Source organism: Coriobacteriia bacterium, assembly GCA_034370385.1.
Taxonomy (GTDB): domain Bacteria; phylum Actinomycetota; class Coriobacteriia; order Anaerosomatales; family PHET01; genus JAXMKZ01.
Genome location: JAXMKZ010000011.1, coordinates 211,036 through 226,803, shown reverse-complemented (window position 1 = coordinate 226,803; position 15,768 = coordinate 211,036). Strand labels below are relative to the sequence as shown.

Below are 15,768 nucleotides of genomic sequence, written 5' to 3'. Positions count from 1 at the left end.
TTCCTACAAGTCAACCTCGCCTTTCGACAGGGGTCGCCGTCGCAGCCCAGGGAGGCGGGCGTCTGTGCCGTCTCGGCGTCCGCTCGTGCGCTCGCGTTGGGTTATGCTGGCTGCGCGGCGATGTCGCACCGCATCAGCATCAGGTGCCGGATGGCATGCAACCATGGTTTCGGAGGGGAATCCCATGCGCCGCTTCGTGCTCGTAGCGCTCGTTCTGTTCGCATCCGTACTCGCGTTCCCGTTGACCGCGCAGGCGGCACCTGTCTTTGTGTCGCAGTTCGGGAGCGACACGCTTGGGGACGGCTCGCCGCTCATGCCGTTCGCCACCGTCCAGCACGCTATCGATTCCGCGGCGGCAGGCGATGACGTCAACGTGGGGCCGGGGACCTTCTGCGGAAACATCACGATGAAGGACGGTGTGTCGATCCACGGCGCCGGCGCCGCGTCGACGACGCTCAAGGGCACCGGCACAGGCTCGGTCGTGACGGTGAGCAGCACCGGCACCGGTGAGAGCATCGACGGATTCACGATCACAGGCGGTTCCGCCACCTACGGCGGCGGCATCTACTGTCGCTCCTCCTCGCCAGCGATCACGAACAACACCATCTCCGGCAACTCCGCCACCAACGGCGGCGGCGGCATCTACTGCTTCGACTCCTCGCCGACGATCTCTGAGAACAACATCTCCGGCAACTCCACCGACTACGGCGGCGGCATTTACTGTCTCTCCTCCTCGCCAGCGATCACGAACAACACCATCTCCGGCAACTCCGCCTCCGGCTTCGCCTTCGGCGACGGCGGCGGCGGCGGCGGCATTTACTGTCTCTCCTCCTCGCCAGCGATCACGAACAACACCATCTCCGGCAACTCCGTCTCCGGCATCCCCGCCAACGGCGGCGGCATTTACTGTCTCTCCTCCTCGCCGGCGATCACGAACAACATCATCACCCGCAACTCCGCCAACTTCGGCGGCGGCATCTCCTGCGACCCCGGCTCGCCGGCGATCACGAACAACATCATCACCAGCAACTCCGCCAGCTACGGCGGCGGCATCTACTGTCTCTCCTCCTCGCCGGCGATCACAAACAACACCATGTCCGGCAACTCCGCCACACAATACGGCGCCGGCATCTGGTGCGGCGGCCTCCTCTCCTCGCCAGCGATCACGAACAACACCATCTCCGGCAACTCCGCCTTCAACTCCAAGAACTTCCGCTTCGGCGCAGGCGGCGGCATCTACTGCTGCGAATCCTCCTCGCCGGCGATCACGAACAACACCATCACCGACAACTTCAGCGCCACCTACGGCGGCGGCATCTACTCCTCCTACTCCTCGCCAGCGATCACGAACAACACCATCTCCGGCAACTCCGCCCCCGGCTACTCCGGCGGCAACGGCGGCGGCGGCGGCATTTTCATCTTTGGCGACGGGTCCGCTCCGACCATCACGAACAGCACCATCACGGGCAACTCCGCGACCACCGGCGGCGGCATCTACTGCGCCCTTTCCGTGCCGGCCATCACGAACAGCATCGTGTGGGGCAACGGAGACGACCTCCTCGGCTGTTCGGCGACCTACTCGGACATCGAGGACGGGGACGCGGGTACCGGCAACATCTCGGTCGCACCGAGCTTCGTCGCGACCTCGGCGGGCGACTTCCGACTGAAGGCCGGCTCTCCGTGCATTGATGTGGCGACCTCCACGGCCGCGCCGGCAGCAGACAAGCTCGGCGTCTGGCGGCCACGGGGAGCGGGCTTTGACATGGGAGCCCACGAGTACGTGGACTTGGCCGGTCCGGTCGCGCCGGTGGACCCGACGCTGACGAGTTTGACCCACACGCAGGGCGTCTGGTCCAAGAGCGCCACGGTCACGGTGGACATCAGCAGTGCGACGGGCACCGTCGCGCCCGTCGCCGGCTTCGCGATCTCGGTCTCGACCGGCACGACCGGGTACCCGCTGCCCATCGTCACGCATTCGGCCGGCACCTCGGCGTTCACGTTTGCCGCCACTCCGGGTGTGCCGCTCTACGTCAACGTCGCTACAGCCGATGCGGTCGGCTTGTGGTCTGCCGGCACCCACTTCGGGCCGATCCTCGTCGACACCGGTCTGCCGGCTGTCTCAGACGACGCTCCGGGCGGCTGGCGTGCGCATGACGTCACGGTGACGGTGGAGGCGACCGACGCGCTCTCCGGCGTCGCGGGTACCGACGTCCTCGTCACCGGCGGGGGCACACCCACCGTGACGCATCCTTCTGCCGGCATCGCGACCGTCGCACTCACCGACGAGGGCACCACCACCATCGAGTACTCGGCCGCTGATGTGGCCGGCAACCGCTGCGCGACCGAGACCGCGACCGTGCGGCTCGACAAGAGCGCGCCGGGGCTCGCGATCACCGCCTCGCCCTCCTCGGTCTCGATCGAGGCATCGGATGCGGTATCCGGTGTCGGTCCGGTCTTCTACACCGTCGACGGAGGCGCGCCCCAGCTCTATACCGGCGGCTCGTTCTCGCCAGGCGCTTCAGGCGATCACCTCATCATGGCGTGGTGCAGCGACCTGGCCGGTAACCCGACTGCCAAGTCCGCCTTCGTGACCGTGGACACCGATGCCCCCACCGTCTCAGACGACGCGCCGGGCGGCTGGCAGACGGGCGACGTCACCGTGACCATCACCGCCTCTGATGCGCGCAGTGGCATCGCGAGCATCGACTGGGCCCTCTCAGGTGCGAGCGCAGGTGCGGGTTCCTCGGCGAGCAGCCCCGCGAAGGTCGCGATCAGCGCCGAGGGCACCACCACCATCGAGTACTCGGCCATCGACGTCGCCGGCAACCGCTGCGCGACCGAGACCGCTGTAGTGCGCATCGACAAGAGCGCGCCACACACGACAGCCGCACACGTTCCCGGCGCCCCCGGCGCCCCGGTCCTCGTGACCCTCACACCTTCCGACACGCGCTCTGGTGTCGCGAGCACGTGGTTCCGCATCGGGACCGGCCCCGCCTCGATCTACGGCGGCCCGTTCGCCGTGAGCACCGTGGGCACCACGACCGTGAGCTTCTGGTCGGTCGACACGGCCGGCAACACCGAGGATCCGCACTCCACCACCGTCCACATCGCCGCCCCGGTCGTCCCCGACACCACCGCACCGAGCGTCTCAGACGACGCCCCGGGCGTGTGGCGGGCGGCGCCTGTGACGGTGCGCCTGCGCGCCACGGACGACGGTTCGGGCATCGCCCGCATCGAGTGGCTGGTCACCGGGCCGTCCGGGCCCCCGCTCGCCGGGCAGTCCGCGGGATCGGCGAGTACCGTGATCATCTCCGAGCAGGGCACCTCGACGCTCGCCTACAGTGCGATTGACGGTGCGGGCAACCGCTGTGCGACCGAGACCGCCATCGTGCGCATCGACCTGACAGCGCCGACCCTCACCATCGCCGACTCGAGCACGGTGAGCTACCTGGCGCGCCTGCGCCTTTGGGGAGCCGACACCCTCTCGGGCGTCTCGGCGGTCGGGTGGCGCATCGGCCAAGAGCCCACAGCCACGCTGCCGGTGTCAGAGGCGCTCGTGGCCTACGAGGTTCCCGGCCCGCACACCATCACCGCGTGGGCGATCGACGTGGCCGGTAACCGGAGCGCCTCGGTGGTCCACACCTTCACCGTCACCGGCCCGGCCTGGATCGAGATGCTCACGACATCACGCGTACTGCCGGCCTGGGGTGATCCGTTCGTGCTCGAAGGCCGCCTGAGCGCCGAGGCGGGCCCGATAGCGGGCGCACGCGTCGTGGCGCAGTCCTCCTCTGACGGCGTGGGTTTCTCTGATTGCTCGGCTCCGGTCGCGACCGCGGCTGACGGAGGGTTCAGTATCACCGTAGTTCCGGGTGTTCGCGCCATCTATCGCGTGCGTTCGCTGCCCGGCGAAGGGGTGCCGGGCGTCGTGGGCCCGGGCGCATGGGTGTTGCCGCGCGCGTTCGTGGGCACCCCGGTCGCGCCGCCCAAGGCCAAGGTGGGCAAGCCGATCACGGTGAGCGGCACGCTCAAGCCGCGTCACGCGGTCGGCTCCAAGCCCGTGCGCGTCTACCTGTGGCGCTTGGAGAAGGGCCGCTGGAAGGCTTATGGCTACAAGAACGCTACCTGTGCGAACCATGCCACCTACTCGAGGTACCGCGTTTCGCTGCGGCTCACCAAGGCCGGCCGCTGGCGCATGCGCGCTTACCACGCCGATTCAGGACACGCCGCGAGCTGGTCGAAGAACTACGACTACCTGCAGGTGAAGTAGCGGGATACCGGCGCGCTCATCATCCAGTGACGCCCGTCGCTCGCGCCAGGTATTCGCTTACAATGGGCGCGTTCGTTCACGCTCTCCTCACCGTTCGAAAGGGGTCACCGCTGTGACCGTCGTCGCCGATCTCTCGCCCGAACTCGCGCCGAAGCTCGCCGTGGAGCTGGGTCTCAAGCCCTCTGAGTACGACCACGTCGTCGAGATTCTGGGCCGCACACCGACGATCACCGAGCTCTACATGTACTCGCTCATGTGGAGCGAGCACTGCAGCTACAAGCACTCGCGCAAGGCGCTTCGCATGTTCCCGACCGAGGGTCCGCACGTCTTGCAGGGCCCCGGCGAGAACGCCGGCGTCATCGGCGTCGGCGACGGCTGGGCGGTCGCGTTCAAGATGGAGAGCCACAACCACCCGAGCGCCATCGAGCCGTACCAGGGCGCGGCGACCGGCGTCGGCGGTATCATCCGCGACATCTTCACGATGGGCGCGCGGCCCATCGGCAGCCTCGACTCCTTGCGCTTCGGCACGCTGGACAAGGCGCGCCAGCGCTACCTGTTCGAGGGCGCGGTGGCCGGCATCGGCGGCTACGGCAACTGTTTGGGCGTGCCGACGGTCGGTGGCGAGGTCTACTTCGAGGAGGCCTACGAAGGCAACTGCCTCATCAATGCGATGTCGATCGGCCTCATGCGCGAGGAAGACCTCATGCGCGCGGTGGCCACGGGGCCTGGCAACCTCGTCGTGCTCATCGGGTCGACGACCGGCCGCGATGGCATTGGTGGCGCGAGCGTGCTGGCCAGCCAGGAGTTCGACGAGCGAGCCGAAGACAAGCGCCCGGCAGTCCAGGTGGGCGACCCGTTCGAGGAGAAGCTGCTCATCGAGGCGTGCCTCGAGCTGCTGCGCGCCGGGCTGCTCGTCGCGCTGGGCGACCTCGGCGCGGCCGGGCTCACCTCGAGCGCGAGCGAGATGGCCAGCCGCGGCGGAGTCGGTCTCGACATCGACGTCACAAAGATCCCCGCGCGCGAACTGGAGATGAAGCCGTTCGAGTTCATGGTCTCCGAGTCGCAGGAGCGCATGCTCGCCGTGGTCGAGCCGGAGAAGCTCGACGCTGCGATGGCGGTGTGTGCGAAGTGGGGACTGCGCTCGACCGTCATCGGTACGGTCACCGATACCGGCCGCTTCGTGATCCGCGAGGGGGAGACGATCGTCGGCGACATGCCGGCCGCCACGCTCGCCCACGACGCGCCGATCTACGACCCGGCGATGTCGAGACCCGCGTACCTCGACGAGGTGCAGGCGTTCGACCCCCATACGCTCACGCATCCGGAGACCGAAGAGGCGCTCGCAGAGACGCTGCTCGGGCTGCTCGCCAGTCCCAACATCTGCTCCCGGCACTGGATTTGGGAGCAGTACGACCACCAGGTCATGACGAACACCGTCGTGCTGCCCGGTGGCGATGCGGCCGTCATCCGCATCGGCGACACCGGACGGGGCGAGATGACCGACCGCGCCATCGCCGTCTCGAGCGACTGCAACGGCCGCTACTGCTACCTCGATCCGTACACGGGCGCGCAGATCGCGCTGGCCGAGGCCGCGCGCAACGTGACGTGCGCGGGCGGCGAGCCGGCGGCGATCACCGACTGCCTGAACTTCGGCAATCCGGAAAAGCCCGAGGTATTCTACACGTTCCACGAGGCCATCCGCGGCCTGTCCGACGCGTGCAAGGCGTGGACGGTCCCCGTCATCAGCGGCAACGTGAGCTTCTACAACGAGAGCTTCGGCAACCCGATCTACCCGACGCCGACCGTGGGCCTTGTCGGCGTGCTCGACCACGTCGACCAGCACTGCACCATGGACTTCAAGGACGAGGGCGACGTGATCGTGCTCGTGGGCGAGTCCTACGACGAGCTGGGCGGCAGCGAGTACCTGAAGGTCGAGCATGGCCTCGTCACCGGCGCCCCGCCCGCACTCGATCTGGAGCTCGAGGCCGCAGTGCAGGCCGCCGTGCGCGCGGGTATCCGCAACGGGCTCGTGAAGAGCGCGCACGACTGCTCGGAAGGTGGCATAGCCGTCGCGCTCGCCGAGAGCTGCATGGCCGGAGACCTCGGCGCCGACGTCCACCTGCACGACGAGCTGCCGGCCGTCTCTTCGCTGTTCGGCGAGAGCCAGAGCCGCATCATCGTGACGTGTGCCGAGGAAGACGCCGACGCGCTGGTCGAAGCGCTCGTCGCGGCCGACGTGCCCTACAGCGTCATCGGCACCGTGGCCGGCGACCGCCTCGCCATCTGCGAGCGGCTGAGCCTCTCGCTCGACGACCTGCGCGACGCATTCGAGCCCACGCTCGAGGCGCTCGTGCATGGCGAGGTGCAGACCGAGGAGTTGTTCGAGGGGTAGGGGCGCGCGATCTCACGGGTTCCCCTCAGGCCCTGCGCACCCGGACCGCTCCGCTGACTGCTCGCGCGAGCTTGCGGTCCGCCGTAGCGAGCTCGCAGTCGAGCGTCTTCGCGAGACCAGCGTACGCCGAGTCGAGCGCGGAGACCCCGTGGCTTCGCATGAGATCGGCTGCCGTCAGCATCAGTTCGCGCGTCGGCGCGATCAGCACCACACCGACATCGCAGAATGCCTCGATCGCCTCGTCGGCGGAGCCCGCTGTCCGCCCGCCTCGCGTGAGGACACCGAAGACTTCCTGAGCAAGCAACGTGGGTGCAACGAGACGGACTGCACCATCGGCGTGCTCGGTCAGCAACTCGGCCGCCGTGTCGGTGCCGGACTCGCCCGCCGATACGAACCACTTCACGACAACGCTCGCGTCCACCACGAGGGGCCGGGGGCTATCGGGCACGAGTGACCTCGTCCGCCGCACGGGCTTGCGAGAGGAGCTCCACCGGGTCTTGGCCGGCGAGCCCCAGCCTCACCCCAGCCTCATGCATCCGCCGCGCGGCAGACAGCGTCGTGAGCCGACGGCGCTCCGCCGCCCGGTCCTCCCGGGCCTGCACGATGTAGCGAGCCGAGGCTTCCTGGATGAGGCCGCTTCGCGAAAGCCCCAGTTCGCGGGCTTCTGCATCCAGCTCGATCAAGAGCTCCTCGGGCATCGAGATGTTGAGTTTCGTCATGCCGGCGTCCGTTCGATGGTGGAGAACCTCGATAACCACTATCAGTGTATACCCATGAAACGAGGCGGCGAAGTGGCAGGCGCCCCGGGAACTGCCCGTCCCTCACGGGTACACTCTCCTCGTGGCGTCGGCAATTCGCGCCGACGCGCTTTCGCCTTGGGGGGCGGTATCCATGTTGCACAGGTATCTCGGCCGCACACTCGCACTCGCGATGCTCGTCGCACTTGTCGTCTCGCCGACCGTCGCCGGCGCCGTCTCGCCGCCCGGCAAGGGGAAAGAGATCAAGTCCCTGGCCGTCTCGCCTGCGTTCGCCACCGACAAGACGATCTTCGTGGGCGGCCAGTACGACGCCACCTTCTGGAAGAGCACGAACGGTGGCTCATCGTTCTCACTGATCGCCGGCGCTCCGCAGGACATCGAGGACATCGCAGTCTCGCCCGCGTACGCCACTGACCGCACACTGTTCGTTGCGTCGCGGGGCAACCGCTTCGGCGTCGGCGCCGCAATCTACCGCTCGGTTGACGGGGGGGCGACGTGGACGAAGCTCTCCACGGGCCTGCCGTTCGACGGCCAGCCGTACCGCCTGCGGATCTCGCCGGGGTTCGCGGCCGACCGGACCATCGTCGCGATGGTGAACACGAACCTCTACAAGTCAGCCGACGCCGGCGAATCCTGGACGCTCATCACGCCGAGCGGTGCTTACGGCGAGCTGGCGATGGACAACTTCGCGATGTCGCCCGGGTTTGCCACGGACGGCGGACTCGTTGCGGTCGAGGGCTTCCGCGACACTATCCGCGTGTCCACCACCGGCGGGTCAGCGTGGAGTCCAGCCGCCGTGTCCCCCTCGTGGAATCAGGGATTCAACGATGCGTGCTACTCGTCGGACTTCGCCAACGACCACACCGTCTTCGCCACCCACGGCAACGGGCACATCTTCCGTTCCACGGATGGAGGCGCGCAGTTCACGCGGATAGCCGAGGGCTTCGGGGTCATCCCCGCGCGATCGATCGTGACCTCGCCGCGTTTCGCGATCGACAACACCGTACTCGCGGGAGGAGCGCGGTCGGTGAGCGCCGGAATCGATCCGGGGCCGCTGTTCGGCCGTTCGACCGACCGCGGGGTCACCTGGGTGCGCGCTGAGACCGGGCTGACCGGGAGCTGGATCGAGGACATCGACTACTCGCCGAACTTCGCCAACGACAACACCGTGTTCGTGGTGACCGGCGGATCGTACACGGGGGGAGAGGGCGGCGCGTTCGTCTCGCGCAACGGCGGCCTCACGTGGGCGCGTCTCGGAGGCACGATCGCGAAGCTTGGGACGCCGAGTTTGTCTCCGTCGAGTCCTCGCAAGAAGGCGCGGTTCTACGTGTCGGGGACGCTGCCGGCTCATGTGTACTCGACGAGCGTCGCGCTCAAGTTCTACCTGCGCAACTCGAAGGGGAAGTACGTCTACAAGACCGGCACGAACGTCGGTGTGCTCGGCGGCGTCGGGACCTATCGCAAGGCTGTCACGCTGCCCACTGCAGGCAAGTGGTACGTGCGTTCGTACCACGCGGACCTCGGGCACGATCCGAGCTGGAGCTCGATCAGGTACTTCACGGTGCGCAACTGAGAATCAGCACTGAGTGACATATATGGTTGACATATATGTCATCGGGCGCTAAGCTCGTGGGCATGAAGAAGACGATGATGTACCTGCCTGAGGAGCTGCATGCCTTCCTCGCCGAAGAGGCGCAGAGGCGGGGTTCCTCCATGGCCGAGATCGCGCGCGAGGCCATTGCGGAGTACCGCGCGCACACCGAGAAGCCGGCGACGACCAACTACCTCGCGATCGTGGGAGTCATCGAGGATGACGACCCCGCGACCGACCTGTCGATGCGCGTGGATGAGATTCTCGCGGACTACTTCAGGCCAGGCGGCGAATGGGATCAGGAGCACGGTCTTGCTGATTCTGACTGACACGAGCTTCCTGATAGCTGCCGCTCGGCAGAACGAGTCGAACCACTCCCGAGCGCGCGCCGCCCTCGTAGCGCACGCACGTGACGGCCTTGCGGTCCCAGCCGCCATTCTCGCCGAAACGATGGGACTCCTGAAGTCACACTGGGGGCTGCACGTCCAGCGCCACTTCTGGGACTCGCTTGAAGCGTCTGGCATCACGATCCTGGGCACGGACGCCGACCTGATCGCCAACGCTCACGCCATTGACCTCGCCTACGCCGACGCCGGGTTCGGGTTCGCCGACTGCACGCTGCTGGCGACCTGCGAGCGCGAAGGCACCGCGCGGATCATGTCGTTCGACCGGCGGCTTGCGGCCTACAAGCCCACGTTCGCCGGCTCGCTCGAGCTCATCCCCTGACGCGAGGAGGGCGCCCCGATGGTTCGGGACGCCCTCGCAAGACTCTCTGTGTGCGCTGGCTGCGCCTCGTGTGCTACCTCACGCGGAACTGACGCCAGGGAGAGCTTGCCGCCTCGTGGAACTCGTTCGCCGGCACCGTCACACGCACCCGGTACACGCCCGGTTCGGTGATGCGGAGGTTGCTCGCTGTGTAGATCGGGTTGGTGCCGCCGGTGCTGTTGCCTTGGTAGAGGGGGTTGCGCTTGCCGCTTCCCTTGACGGTGCCGTCCCAGCCCTTGCGGGTCAGGCGCTGCAGGGAGACTGTCGCCGTGCCGCTGACAGAGCCGTCGTCGGGCTGCGGGGTCCTGACCTCGCCGCGCACGGTGAACGCCCGCCCGCGCAGTGGTGACGACGGGCTGATGCCTGCGGTCACAACCGGCGTGGGAGCGAACTCGAACAGCACGCTCTCGCCCGAGCCGAACGTGCCATCACCGGGATAGCGGAACTGGAACAGGGTCCGCCGGCCGACTTCATCGAACGTGGCTGAGTAGATCGGGCCAAGGGGGCTGGTCGTAGGAGTCACTGATGTCCGGAAGTGGAAGTCCTGGAACGAGGCCTTGCCTGCACCTCCTCCGCTGGTCGTGCCGGTGGACACGACCGATACCGGCAGCGGCAGGCTGCCTCCTCCGGGCGCTGAAACGGAGAGGGTGACGCCGCGCTTGTTGGCCGTCGGGAGGATACGAGCGCCCGTGAAGACCGGGAGCTGCTCGCCTCGGTGGATGGCGTGCACCCAGCGGGCCCCATCACTCTGCACGGTGTAGATGCCGTGGGAGCGTCGACCTGTCGCCAGTCCGCTGCCGCGCTCCCGCCAGACACTGATCGGGCTCGGGTCCAGCCCGAGAGTAGCCACGGTGGACGAGCTGCGGTCGGTTGCGCGGAAGCCCGTTCTCTCAAGGACGTGGGGAAGGATGAACGTGCGTGACGTGCCTCCAACCGGCTTGAGGGTCGCCTCGCCCGCATCGCGTACCCAGTAGACGAAGTCGTCGTTGAGCACCGGGCTCGGTGCATCGAGCGCCGCTTCGCCTACGCCGATCGCTGAGACCTGTCCCGAGTTCATGTCTACGAGTATCACCGAGCCGCTCGTGCGCGCATCGTCGGCCTCAAGGTAGGCGAGCGTGTCATCGAAGAGCGCCGGCGAGCCGACGACGCGGCCTGAACCCAAGCGGCCGCCAAATCCGCCCTGCTGGCTCAGACCCCAGCTGAAGCTGTACTCGGTCGCGATCTTCGATGCGAGCACGTAGCCAATCGAGCCTCCAGCGTTGTACGCGATCCGGCCGCGGTGCAGAGACAGACCGCTGACAGGCTTGTCTAGGGCGATCTCGCGGGGATGGAACTGGGCGAGTGGCGCGTCAGGTCCGACTGAGTCAGGGGCGAGGGACGAGTAGAAGATCGACGCGTCCACGTCCACGGGCGTCGACGTTGTCACCTGATACAGAATCTCCGGACGCTTGCGAAGCTTGAGAAACGCCACACCATCGCCGTCGGAGTCGGCATCGAGGTGGCCGACAGACCACCCGTCGATGTCCGGCCCGATGCTCGCGGTAAGCGAACGCCCGCCCGTCGTCGAGTCAAACACATGGAGACTCGCCTGCTCCACGAAGCCGGGCTGGTCCAGGTCCGGAACCCCCTCAAGCACGACCAGCTTGTCTACAGTGAAGACGACGTGGGGGATGTGAACGCCCTTGGTGGTGGTCATGACGATGCTGCGCGAGGCCGGATCGCCGTCTCTTTCCCAAACGACCTCCCCGGCCTCGGTCACGTAGGCCAGCACGTTCCCGCCAGGGATGACCTGCCCTGCGGTGCCGATTCCGCCCTGCGCAACGCCAACGGCGACATCGCTCATGCTCTTGTAGTAGTCGTAGCCGCGCTTCCCCGCCCACTGACTGACCAATTGGGTCCGCGTAGACAAATCCTGGTGGACGATCGTTTGTTCGCTGGGTGCGCCAAAGGCCGTAGGAGATACCGCGACGAACATCGCCAGCGCCATGCCCAGAGAAAGCACCTTCTTCATCTCAAACACCTCCGAAAGACGGCGCTCCCCTCACGGATCGCGCACCACATTCTCCGAAGGCTATATACCCTATGGGGTATCAGAATCAGACGTCCGGAAGGCATTCTTCACAACTCGGGGAGTACCCGCGCCCTGATCTCGCCGCTCAGCTCAAGGATGGCGTCACAGATCTCGACGATCTCCTTGTTGCGCGAGCCCTTGCGGCCGAGCCGAGCGAGTCGCTCGCTCATCTCGCAGATGGCCTCGAGATCGTGTTCGTTGTCGCACAGGACGAGTTCACACGCGGGCTCCGGGTTCTGCTCCCACAGGACCACCGTGCGCTTGAGCACTCCGCGTATGGCGTCGTACACCGAGTCCAGACGGCTGTCGTCGACCTTGCCGAACAGCGCCCCGTTGCTCGCCTCGAACAGCATCAGGTCGCTCACATCGGACAGCAACTGGCGGAACAGCGAGAAGAACGTCGCACCAGGCGTGTCGCGGCGGAAGGTCGTCGTCAGCCCGGGGTCTATCTCGCCCGCCACCAGCATCTGCGAGGTGATGCGGTACAGGTTGCGCCTCGGCAAAGAAGCCCTTGACTAGTCGGAACTTAGTAGTAGTATGCATCGTGACTAGTCCGAAGTTCCGAATACCAGCGAGTTGATACAACCGCTGGACGACACGTGAGGGAGGTGGGCAGTGACCGCGGACGAAGCCATGCTTCGAAAGATCCAGAAGGAGCTCAACGCAGGCACCGTCTCACTCGTTCTCCTAGCGATTCTGGACCGCTCTTCTGAGCCGCTGTACGGCTACCAGATCGCGAAGCGCATCGAGTCCGGGTGGGCCGGCGGACTGCCGGTGAAGCAGGGAACGTTGTACCCGGTTCTGCGCATGATGGAGGAGAACGGACTGCTTGAGAGCCGGGTGGAGCCGAGTGTCTCGGGCCCACCGCGGAAGTACTACGCGATCACCGAGCGCGGGAGTGCGGTGCTAGACGACTGGAAGGCGGCGTGGTCACGGACACGTGACTTCGTCGATGCGACGTTGGAGGGTAACGTTGGCTGAGACAATCGAGGGCTATCTGGCCCAACTGAGGGGCGCACTCGCCGGGGCGGATCCCGCGCTTGTGCAAGATGCGCTCTACGATGCGGAGGAGTACCTGCGTTCGGCTGCGGCCGAGGACGGGACGACTCCCGAGTCCATCGCCACGGCGATCGATGCATACGGGACTCCGGAAGAGATCGCCGACGCGTATCGCGAGCGTGAGATCACGGTGGCAGAGGCGCTCCGCAAGCCGGCGCCGCAGCGTCGCTCCACGATACTCGGCCGATTCTTCGGCGTACTGGCCGATCCCGGAGCGTGGGGCGCGCTGTTCTACATGCTTCTGGCGTTGGTGACGGGCATCATGTACTTCACGGTCGTGGTGACGGGGCTGTCGCTCACCTTCGGTCTGTCGGTACTGATCGTTGGCATCCCGTTGGCGCTGCTGTTCATCGCCATCGTCCGGGCGGTTTCACTGGCCGAAGGACGAATGGTCGAGGGGCTGCTCGGTCTGCGCATGCCACGGCGTCCGCGCACCGTCGGTCAGACAGGCAACCTGTGGGAGCGCATCAAGAGCTGGTTCACCGACTACCGCACGTGGACGACGATGCTCTACATGGTGCTGCAGCTCATGTTCGGCATCATCTACTTCACGGTCGTGGTGACGGGGCTGTCGCTTGCGCTGTCGTTCATCGCGCTGCCGTTCGCCCAGTGGATCTTCGATCTGCCGCTGTTCGTGTTCGGCGACTACCACTATCAGATGAACTGGTGGGCCGCGCCCTTCGTGATCCTGATCGGCGTGCTCACGTTCGTGGCCACCATGTGGGTGGCGAAGGGTGTCGGCGTGCTCCACGGCGCCTACGCCAAGGTGATGCTCGTGGGGCGTTTCGACAGCGATGCAGCTGCGGGCGTAGCCGGTCAGGAGGTGCAGTCATGAAGGACCGTTCGATACCGATCATCATCGCGGTGGTACTCATCGGCATGATCGCGTTGGGGACCGGTTTCCGTCGCGTCGAGAACACCGGCGACGAGTGGTACGCGAATCTACACATCGGGGACCGCATCGAGGCCGATGAGCCACAGGCCCCCGAAGAGCCGGACTCGCCGGTCGTCGGTCGCACTGCCACCGAGGTGGTCGAGCTCGGCACCGCGACGCGAGCGGAGGTGCGACTGGCACAGCCCGTGGGTGAGTTGAAGGTTCGCGGTGCGAGCGGGCCGCTCATGGACGCCCAGTTCGACACCAAGCCCAAGCGCTGGACGCCCGAGGTGGACTACCGAGTGGACGGCGAGGTCGGCGAGCTGACCGTCAGGCAGTCCGAGTTCGACCCGTTCGCCGAGGGAGACACGCGCAACAACTGGGACGTCGCTCTCGATACCGGCACGCCGATGGATCTCGTGATCGAGCGTGGCGCGGGCGAGGCAGATCTCCTCATCGGAGACCTCCTGCTGTTGTCGGCACGAATCGTCAACGGCGCGGGTGAGACGACGATCGACCTCACAGGCGGGCGTGAACTGGATGACGACGTCGAGATCGATGTCATCGGCGGCGTCGGGGCGATGCGGTTGGCGCTTCCGAACGGAGTGCCCGTTCGGGTCACAATCGACCAGGGCATCGGAGAGGTGACCGTCGACGGCCTGTCAGAGGATGGCGGCGCCTGGGTCAACGATGCATACGACGACGACCGTCCGGCCTACGAGATTCGGGTGAAGCAGGGTATCGGTGAGGTCTCGATCGAACTGGGCGAGTAGCCGAGACCTGATGCTGAGCGTAACGAGGCCCGACCACATCCACGTGGTCGGGCCTCGGAAACGTTCGGAGCCAGTGCTCTCGACGGCTACCTCTTCGTGATCTTCACCGACGGCGAAGGGACGCCGTAGAACTTGGACGATGAGGTCGGCAAGGCTCGGAAGAAGGTCGTACGGGTGACCAAGATGGACGAGGTGTAGCGGCCGGTGATGCCGGTCTTGAGTTCGCCACCTACGTTCGTCCACGTGCGATTGTTGTACGAGCGCTGAAGCCGGAAGCCGGTGCGAGCCATCGCGCCACTCGTAGAACGACCATCACGAAGAACCGTCGTGAATCGCACCGCACCGCGTCCGCGCACCGTGCGCACCGAGGGCGTCACAGAGGCGGTGATGCGTGCGCGTAGCCAGCCGCCGAGCCCTTCCCACGAGTCGGCGCTTCGGCGTTGGGTGTCCTCGAGGCGAGTCCGGTCGTCGTAGAACTCCGTGACGTAGCCCGACTTGGCGAATCGCAGACTGAATGAGTTCTCATCCCCTCTGGGCACGTAGATCGAGTACTCGCCGAACCGATCCGTGAGCACGGTATCGGTGCGATACGCCCCGGCTCCCGAGAACCAGTACAACGTCACTGCCGCATCCTTCAGAGGGGCGCCGTCCACTGCAGACTGGAGTGTGCCCGAGACGCGCGAGTTCTCAAAGATCGCGATGGGTGCGAGCTCCGTGTCGCCGACGACTCGAACCGATGTGGCCGATTCGACGGTTGAGGCGTAGTTGTTCCAGAAGACCGGGAGGGGATAGCGCCACAGCGGGCTCGACGCGTTCGCCAGTGGCTCGAAACCGACCCGATAGTCGCCTGCGGGGACGTCGTTGAACTGGAACGCACCGCCGGACGGCACTGTCGAGCGGATGCGATTCCACCCGCCCGCACCGTTCGACTGGTGAAGGGCCACCGCGACCTCGTTGAGCGGCCTGATCGGGGGCATGGCGTACACGCTGCCTGAGATCGTGTAGCCGGCTGAGGCACGAACGGGTTCGGCGCTCGCGGTCCCGACGGCTCCTACCAGCGCTCCGAAGCCGAGCGTCAGTGTGAGCAGGATTCGGATCGTGTGGCGCATCGGACCTCCTGTGGGCGTGAACGGCTGGGCGCGCATCAGGGTACTCGTCCAGACCCGTGGCACGCTACTCCTTCCGACGACGCTACTGCGGATGGACCCTTACACAAGA

The 15,768-nt window shown here is 66.4% G+C and carries 13 protein-coding genes; 8 read left to right on the top strand and 5 right to left on the bottom strand.

Features of this window, described 5'->3' with window-relative positions; translation table 11 throughout:
• Positions 1-184: 184 nt before the first annotated feature.
• Positions 185-4,267, top strand: a complete 4,083-nt coding sequence (locus U1E26_03905; protein ID MDZ4168785.1) for a right-handed parallel beta-helix repeat-containing protein — start codon at positions 185-187, stop codon at positions 4,265-4,267.
• Between the two features lie 112 nt (positions 4,268-4,379).
• Positions 4,380-6,659 (top strand): phosphoribosylformylglycinamidine synthase subunit PurL, encoded by a 2,280-nt coding sequence (gene purL / locus U1E26_03900; protein ID MDZ4168784.1) that lies wholly within the window; start codon positions 4,380-4,382, stop codon positions 6,657-6,659.
• 25 nt (positions 6,660-6,684) lie between these two features.
• Here the strand turns inward: purL and U1E26_03895 are convergent, their stop codons facing one another.
• Both U1E26_03895 and U1E26_03890 read right to left on the bottom strand, forming a co-directional pair.
• Positions 6,685-7,107: a type II toxin-antitoxin system VapC family toxin gene (locus tag U1E26_03895; GenBank protein MDZ4168783.1), complete on the bottom strand. Its 423-nt coding sequence runs from the start codon at positions 7,105-7,107 to the stop codon at positions 6,685-6,687.
• A complete protein-coding gene (locus tag U1E26_03890; GenBank protein ID MDZ4168782.1) occupies positions 7,097-7,378 on the bottom strand; it encodes a ribbon-helix-helix protein, CopG family in 282 nt (93 codons plus the stop codon). Before U1E26_03890 ends, U1E26_03895 begins: the two co-directional genes overlap by 11 nt.
• 172 nt (positions 7,379-7,550) lie before the next feature.
• Between U1E26_03890 and U1E26_03885 the strand changes: the two genes are divergently transcribed.
• The 3 genes from U1E26_03885 to U1E26_03875 are packed head-to-tail and all read left to right on the top strand — an operon-like array spanning position 7,551 to position 9,734.
• Positions 7,551-8,990 (top strand): hypothetical protein, encoded by a 1,440-nt coding sequence (locus U1E26_03885; protein MDZ4168781.1) that lies wholly within the window; start codon positions 7,551-7,553, stop codon positions 8,988-8,990.
• Positions 8,991-9,025: 35 nt separating this feature from the next.
• Positions 9,026-9,337: a CopG family transcriptional regulator gene (locus U1E26_03880; protein ID MDZ4168780.1), complete on the top strand. Its 312-nt coding sequence runs from the start codon at positions 9,026-9,028 to the stop codon at positions 9,335-9,337.
• Complete coding sequence (locus tag U1E26_03875; protein MDZ4168779.1) at positions 9,321-9,734, top strand: PIN domain-containing protein; 414 nt, start codon at positions 9,321-9,323, stop codon at positions 9,732-9,734. The genes U1E26_03880 and U1E26_03875 overlap by 17 nt, the downstream gene beginning before the upstream one ends.
• A 73-nt stretch (positions 9,735-9,807) precedes the next feature.
• On the opposite strand, the gene U1E26_03870 is transcribed toward U1E26_03875, so the two are convergent.
• Together U1E26_03870 and U1E26_03865 are read right to left on the bottom strand one after the other, a co-directional pair.
• Positions 9,808-11,784: a hypothetical protein gene (locus tag U1E26_03870; GenBank protein MDZ4168778.1), complete on the bottom strand. Its 1,977-nt coding sequence runs from the start codon at positions 11,782-11,784 to the stop codon at positions 9,808-9,810.
• Positions 11,785-11,891: 107 nt separating this feature from the next.
• A complete protein-coding gene (locus tag U1E26_03865) occupies positions 11,892-12,347 on the bottom strand; it encodes a hypothetical protein (GenBank protein MDZ4168777.1) in 456 nt (151 codons plus the stop codon).
• 112 nt (positions 12,348-12,459) lie between these two features.
• On the opposite strand from U1E26_03865, the gene U1E26_03860 reads away from it, so the two are divergent.
• Genes U1E26_03860 through U1E26_03850 form a run of 3 tightly spaced genes read left to right on the top strand, consistent with a single transcriptional unit; the run spans position 12,460 to position 14,550 of the window.
• Positions 12,460-12,825, top strand: coding sequence for a PadR family transcriptional regulator (locus tag U1E26_03860; protein ID MDZ4168776.1), 366 nt, complete (start codon positions 12,460-12,462; stop codon positions 12,823-12,825).
• Positions 12,797-13,738 (top strand): sensor domain-containing protein, encoded by a 942-nt coding sequence (locus tag U1E26_03855; GenBank protein MDZ4168775.1) that lies wholly within the window; start codon positions 12,797-12,799, stop codon positions 13,736-13,738. The genes U1E26_03860 and U1E26_03855 overlap by 29 nt, the downstream gene beginning before the upstream one ends.
• Positions 13,735-14,550, top strand: coding sequence for a toast rack family protein (locus U1E26_03850; GenBank protein MDZ4168774.1), 816 nt, complete (start codon positions 13,735-13,737; stop codon positions 14,548-14,550). The genes U1E26_03855 and U1E26_03850 overlap by 4 nt, the downstream gene beginning before the upstream one ends.
• An 86-nt stretch (positions 14,551-14,636) precedes the next feature.
• Here the strand turns inward: U1E26_03850 and U1E26_03845 are convergent, their stop codons facing one another.
• Complete coding sequence (locus tag U1E26_03845) at positions 14,637-15,722, bottom strand: hypothetical protein (protein MDZ4168773.1); 1,086 nt, start codon at positions 15,720-15,722, stop codon at positions 14,637-14,639.
• Positions 15,723-15,768 lie beyond the last annotated feature (46 nt).

Bases quoted from the DNA above. Each gene is read 5' to 3' on its own strand.
- U1E26_03905 (MDZ4168785.1), top strand. From the start codon at position 185: ATGCGCCGCTTCGTGCTCGTAGCGCTCGTTCTGTTCGCATCCGTACTC.
- U1E26_03890 (MDZ4168782.1), bottom strand. From the start codon at position 7,378: ATGACGAAACTCAACATCTCGATGCCCGAGGAGCTCTTGATCGAGCTG.
- U1E26_03885 (MDZ4168781.1), top strand. From the start codon at position 7,551: ATGTTGCACAGGTATCTCGGCCGCACACTCGCACTCGCGATGCTCGTC.
- U1E26_03880 (MDZ4168780.1), top strand. From the start codon at position 9,026: ATGTCATCGGGCGCTAAGCTCGTGGGCATGAAGAAGACGATGATGTAC.
- U1E26_03870 (MDZ4168778.1), bottom strand. From the start codon at position 11,784: ATGAAGAAGGTGCTTTCTCTGGGCATGGCGCTGGCGATGTTCGTCGCG.
- U1E26_03855 (MDZ4168775.1), top strand. From the start codon at position 12,797: ATGCGACGTTGGAGGGTAACGTTGGCTGAGACAATCGAGGGCTATCTG.
- U1E26_03850 (MDZ4168774.1), top strand. From the start codon at position 13,735: ATGAAGGACCGTTCGATACCGATCATCATCGCGGTGGTACTCATCGGC.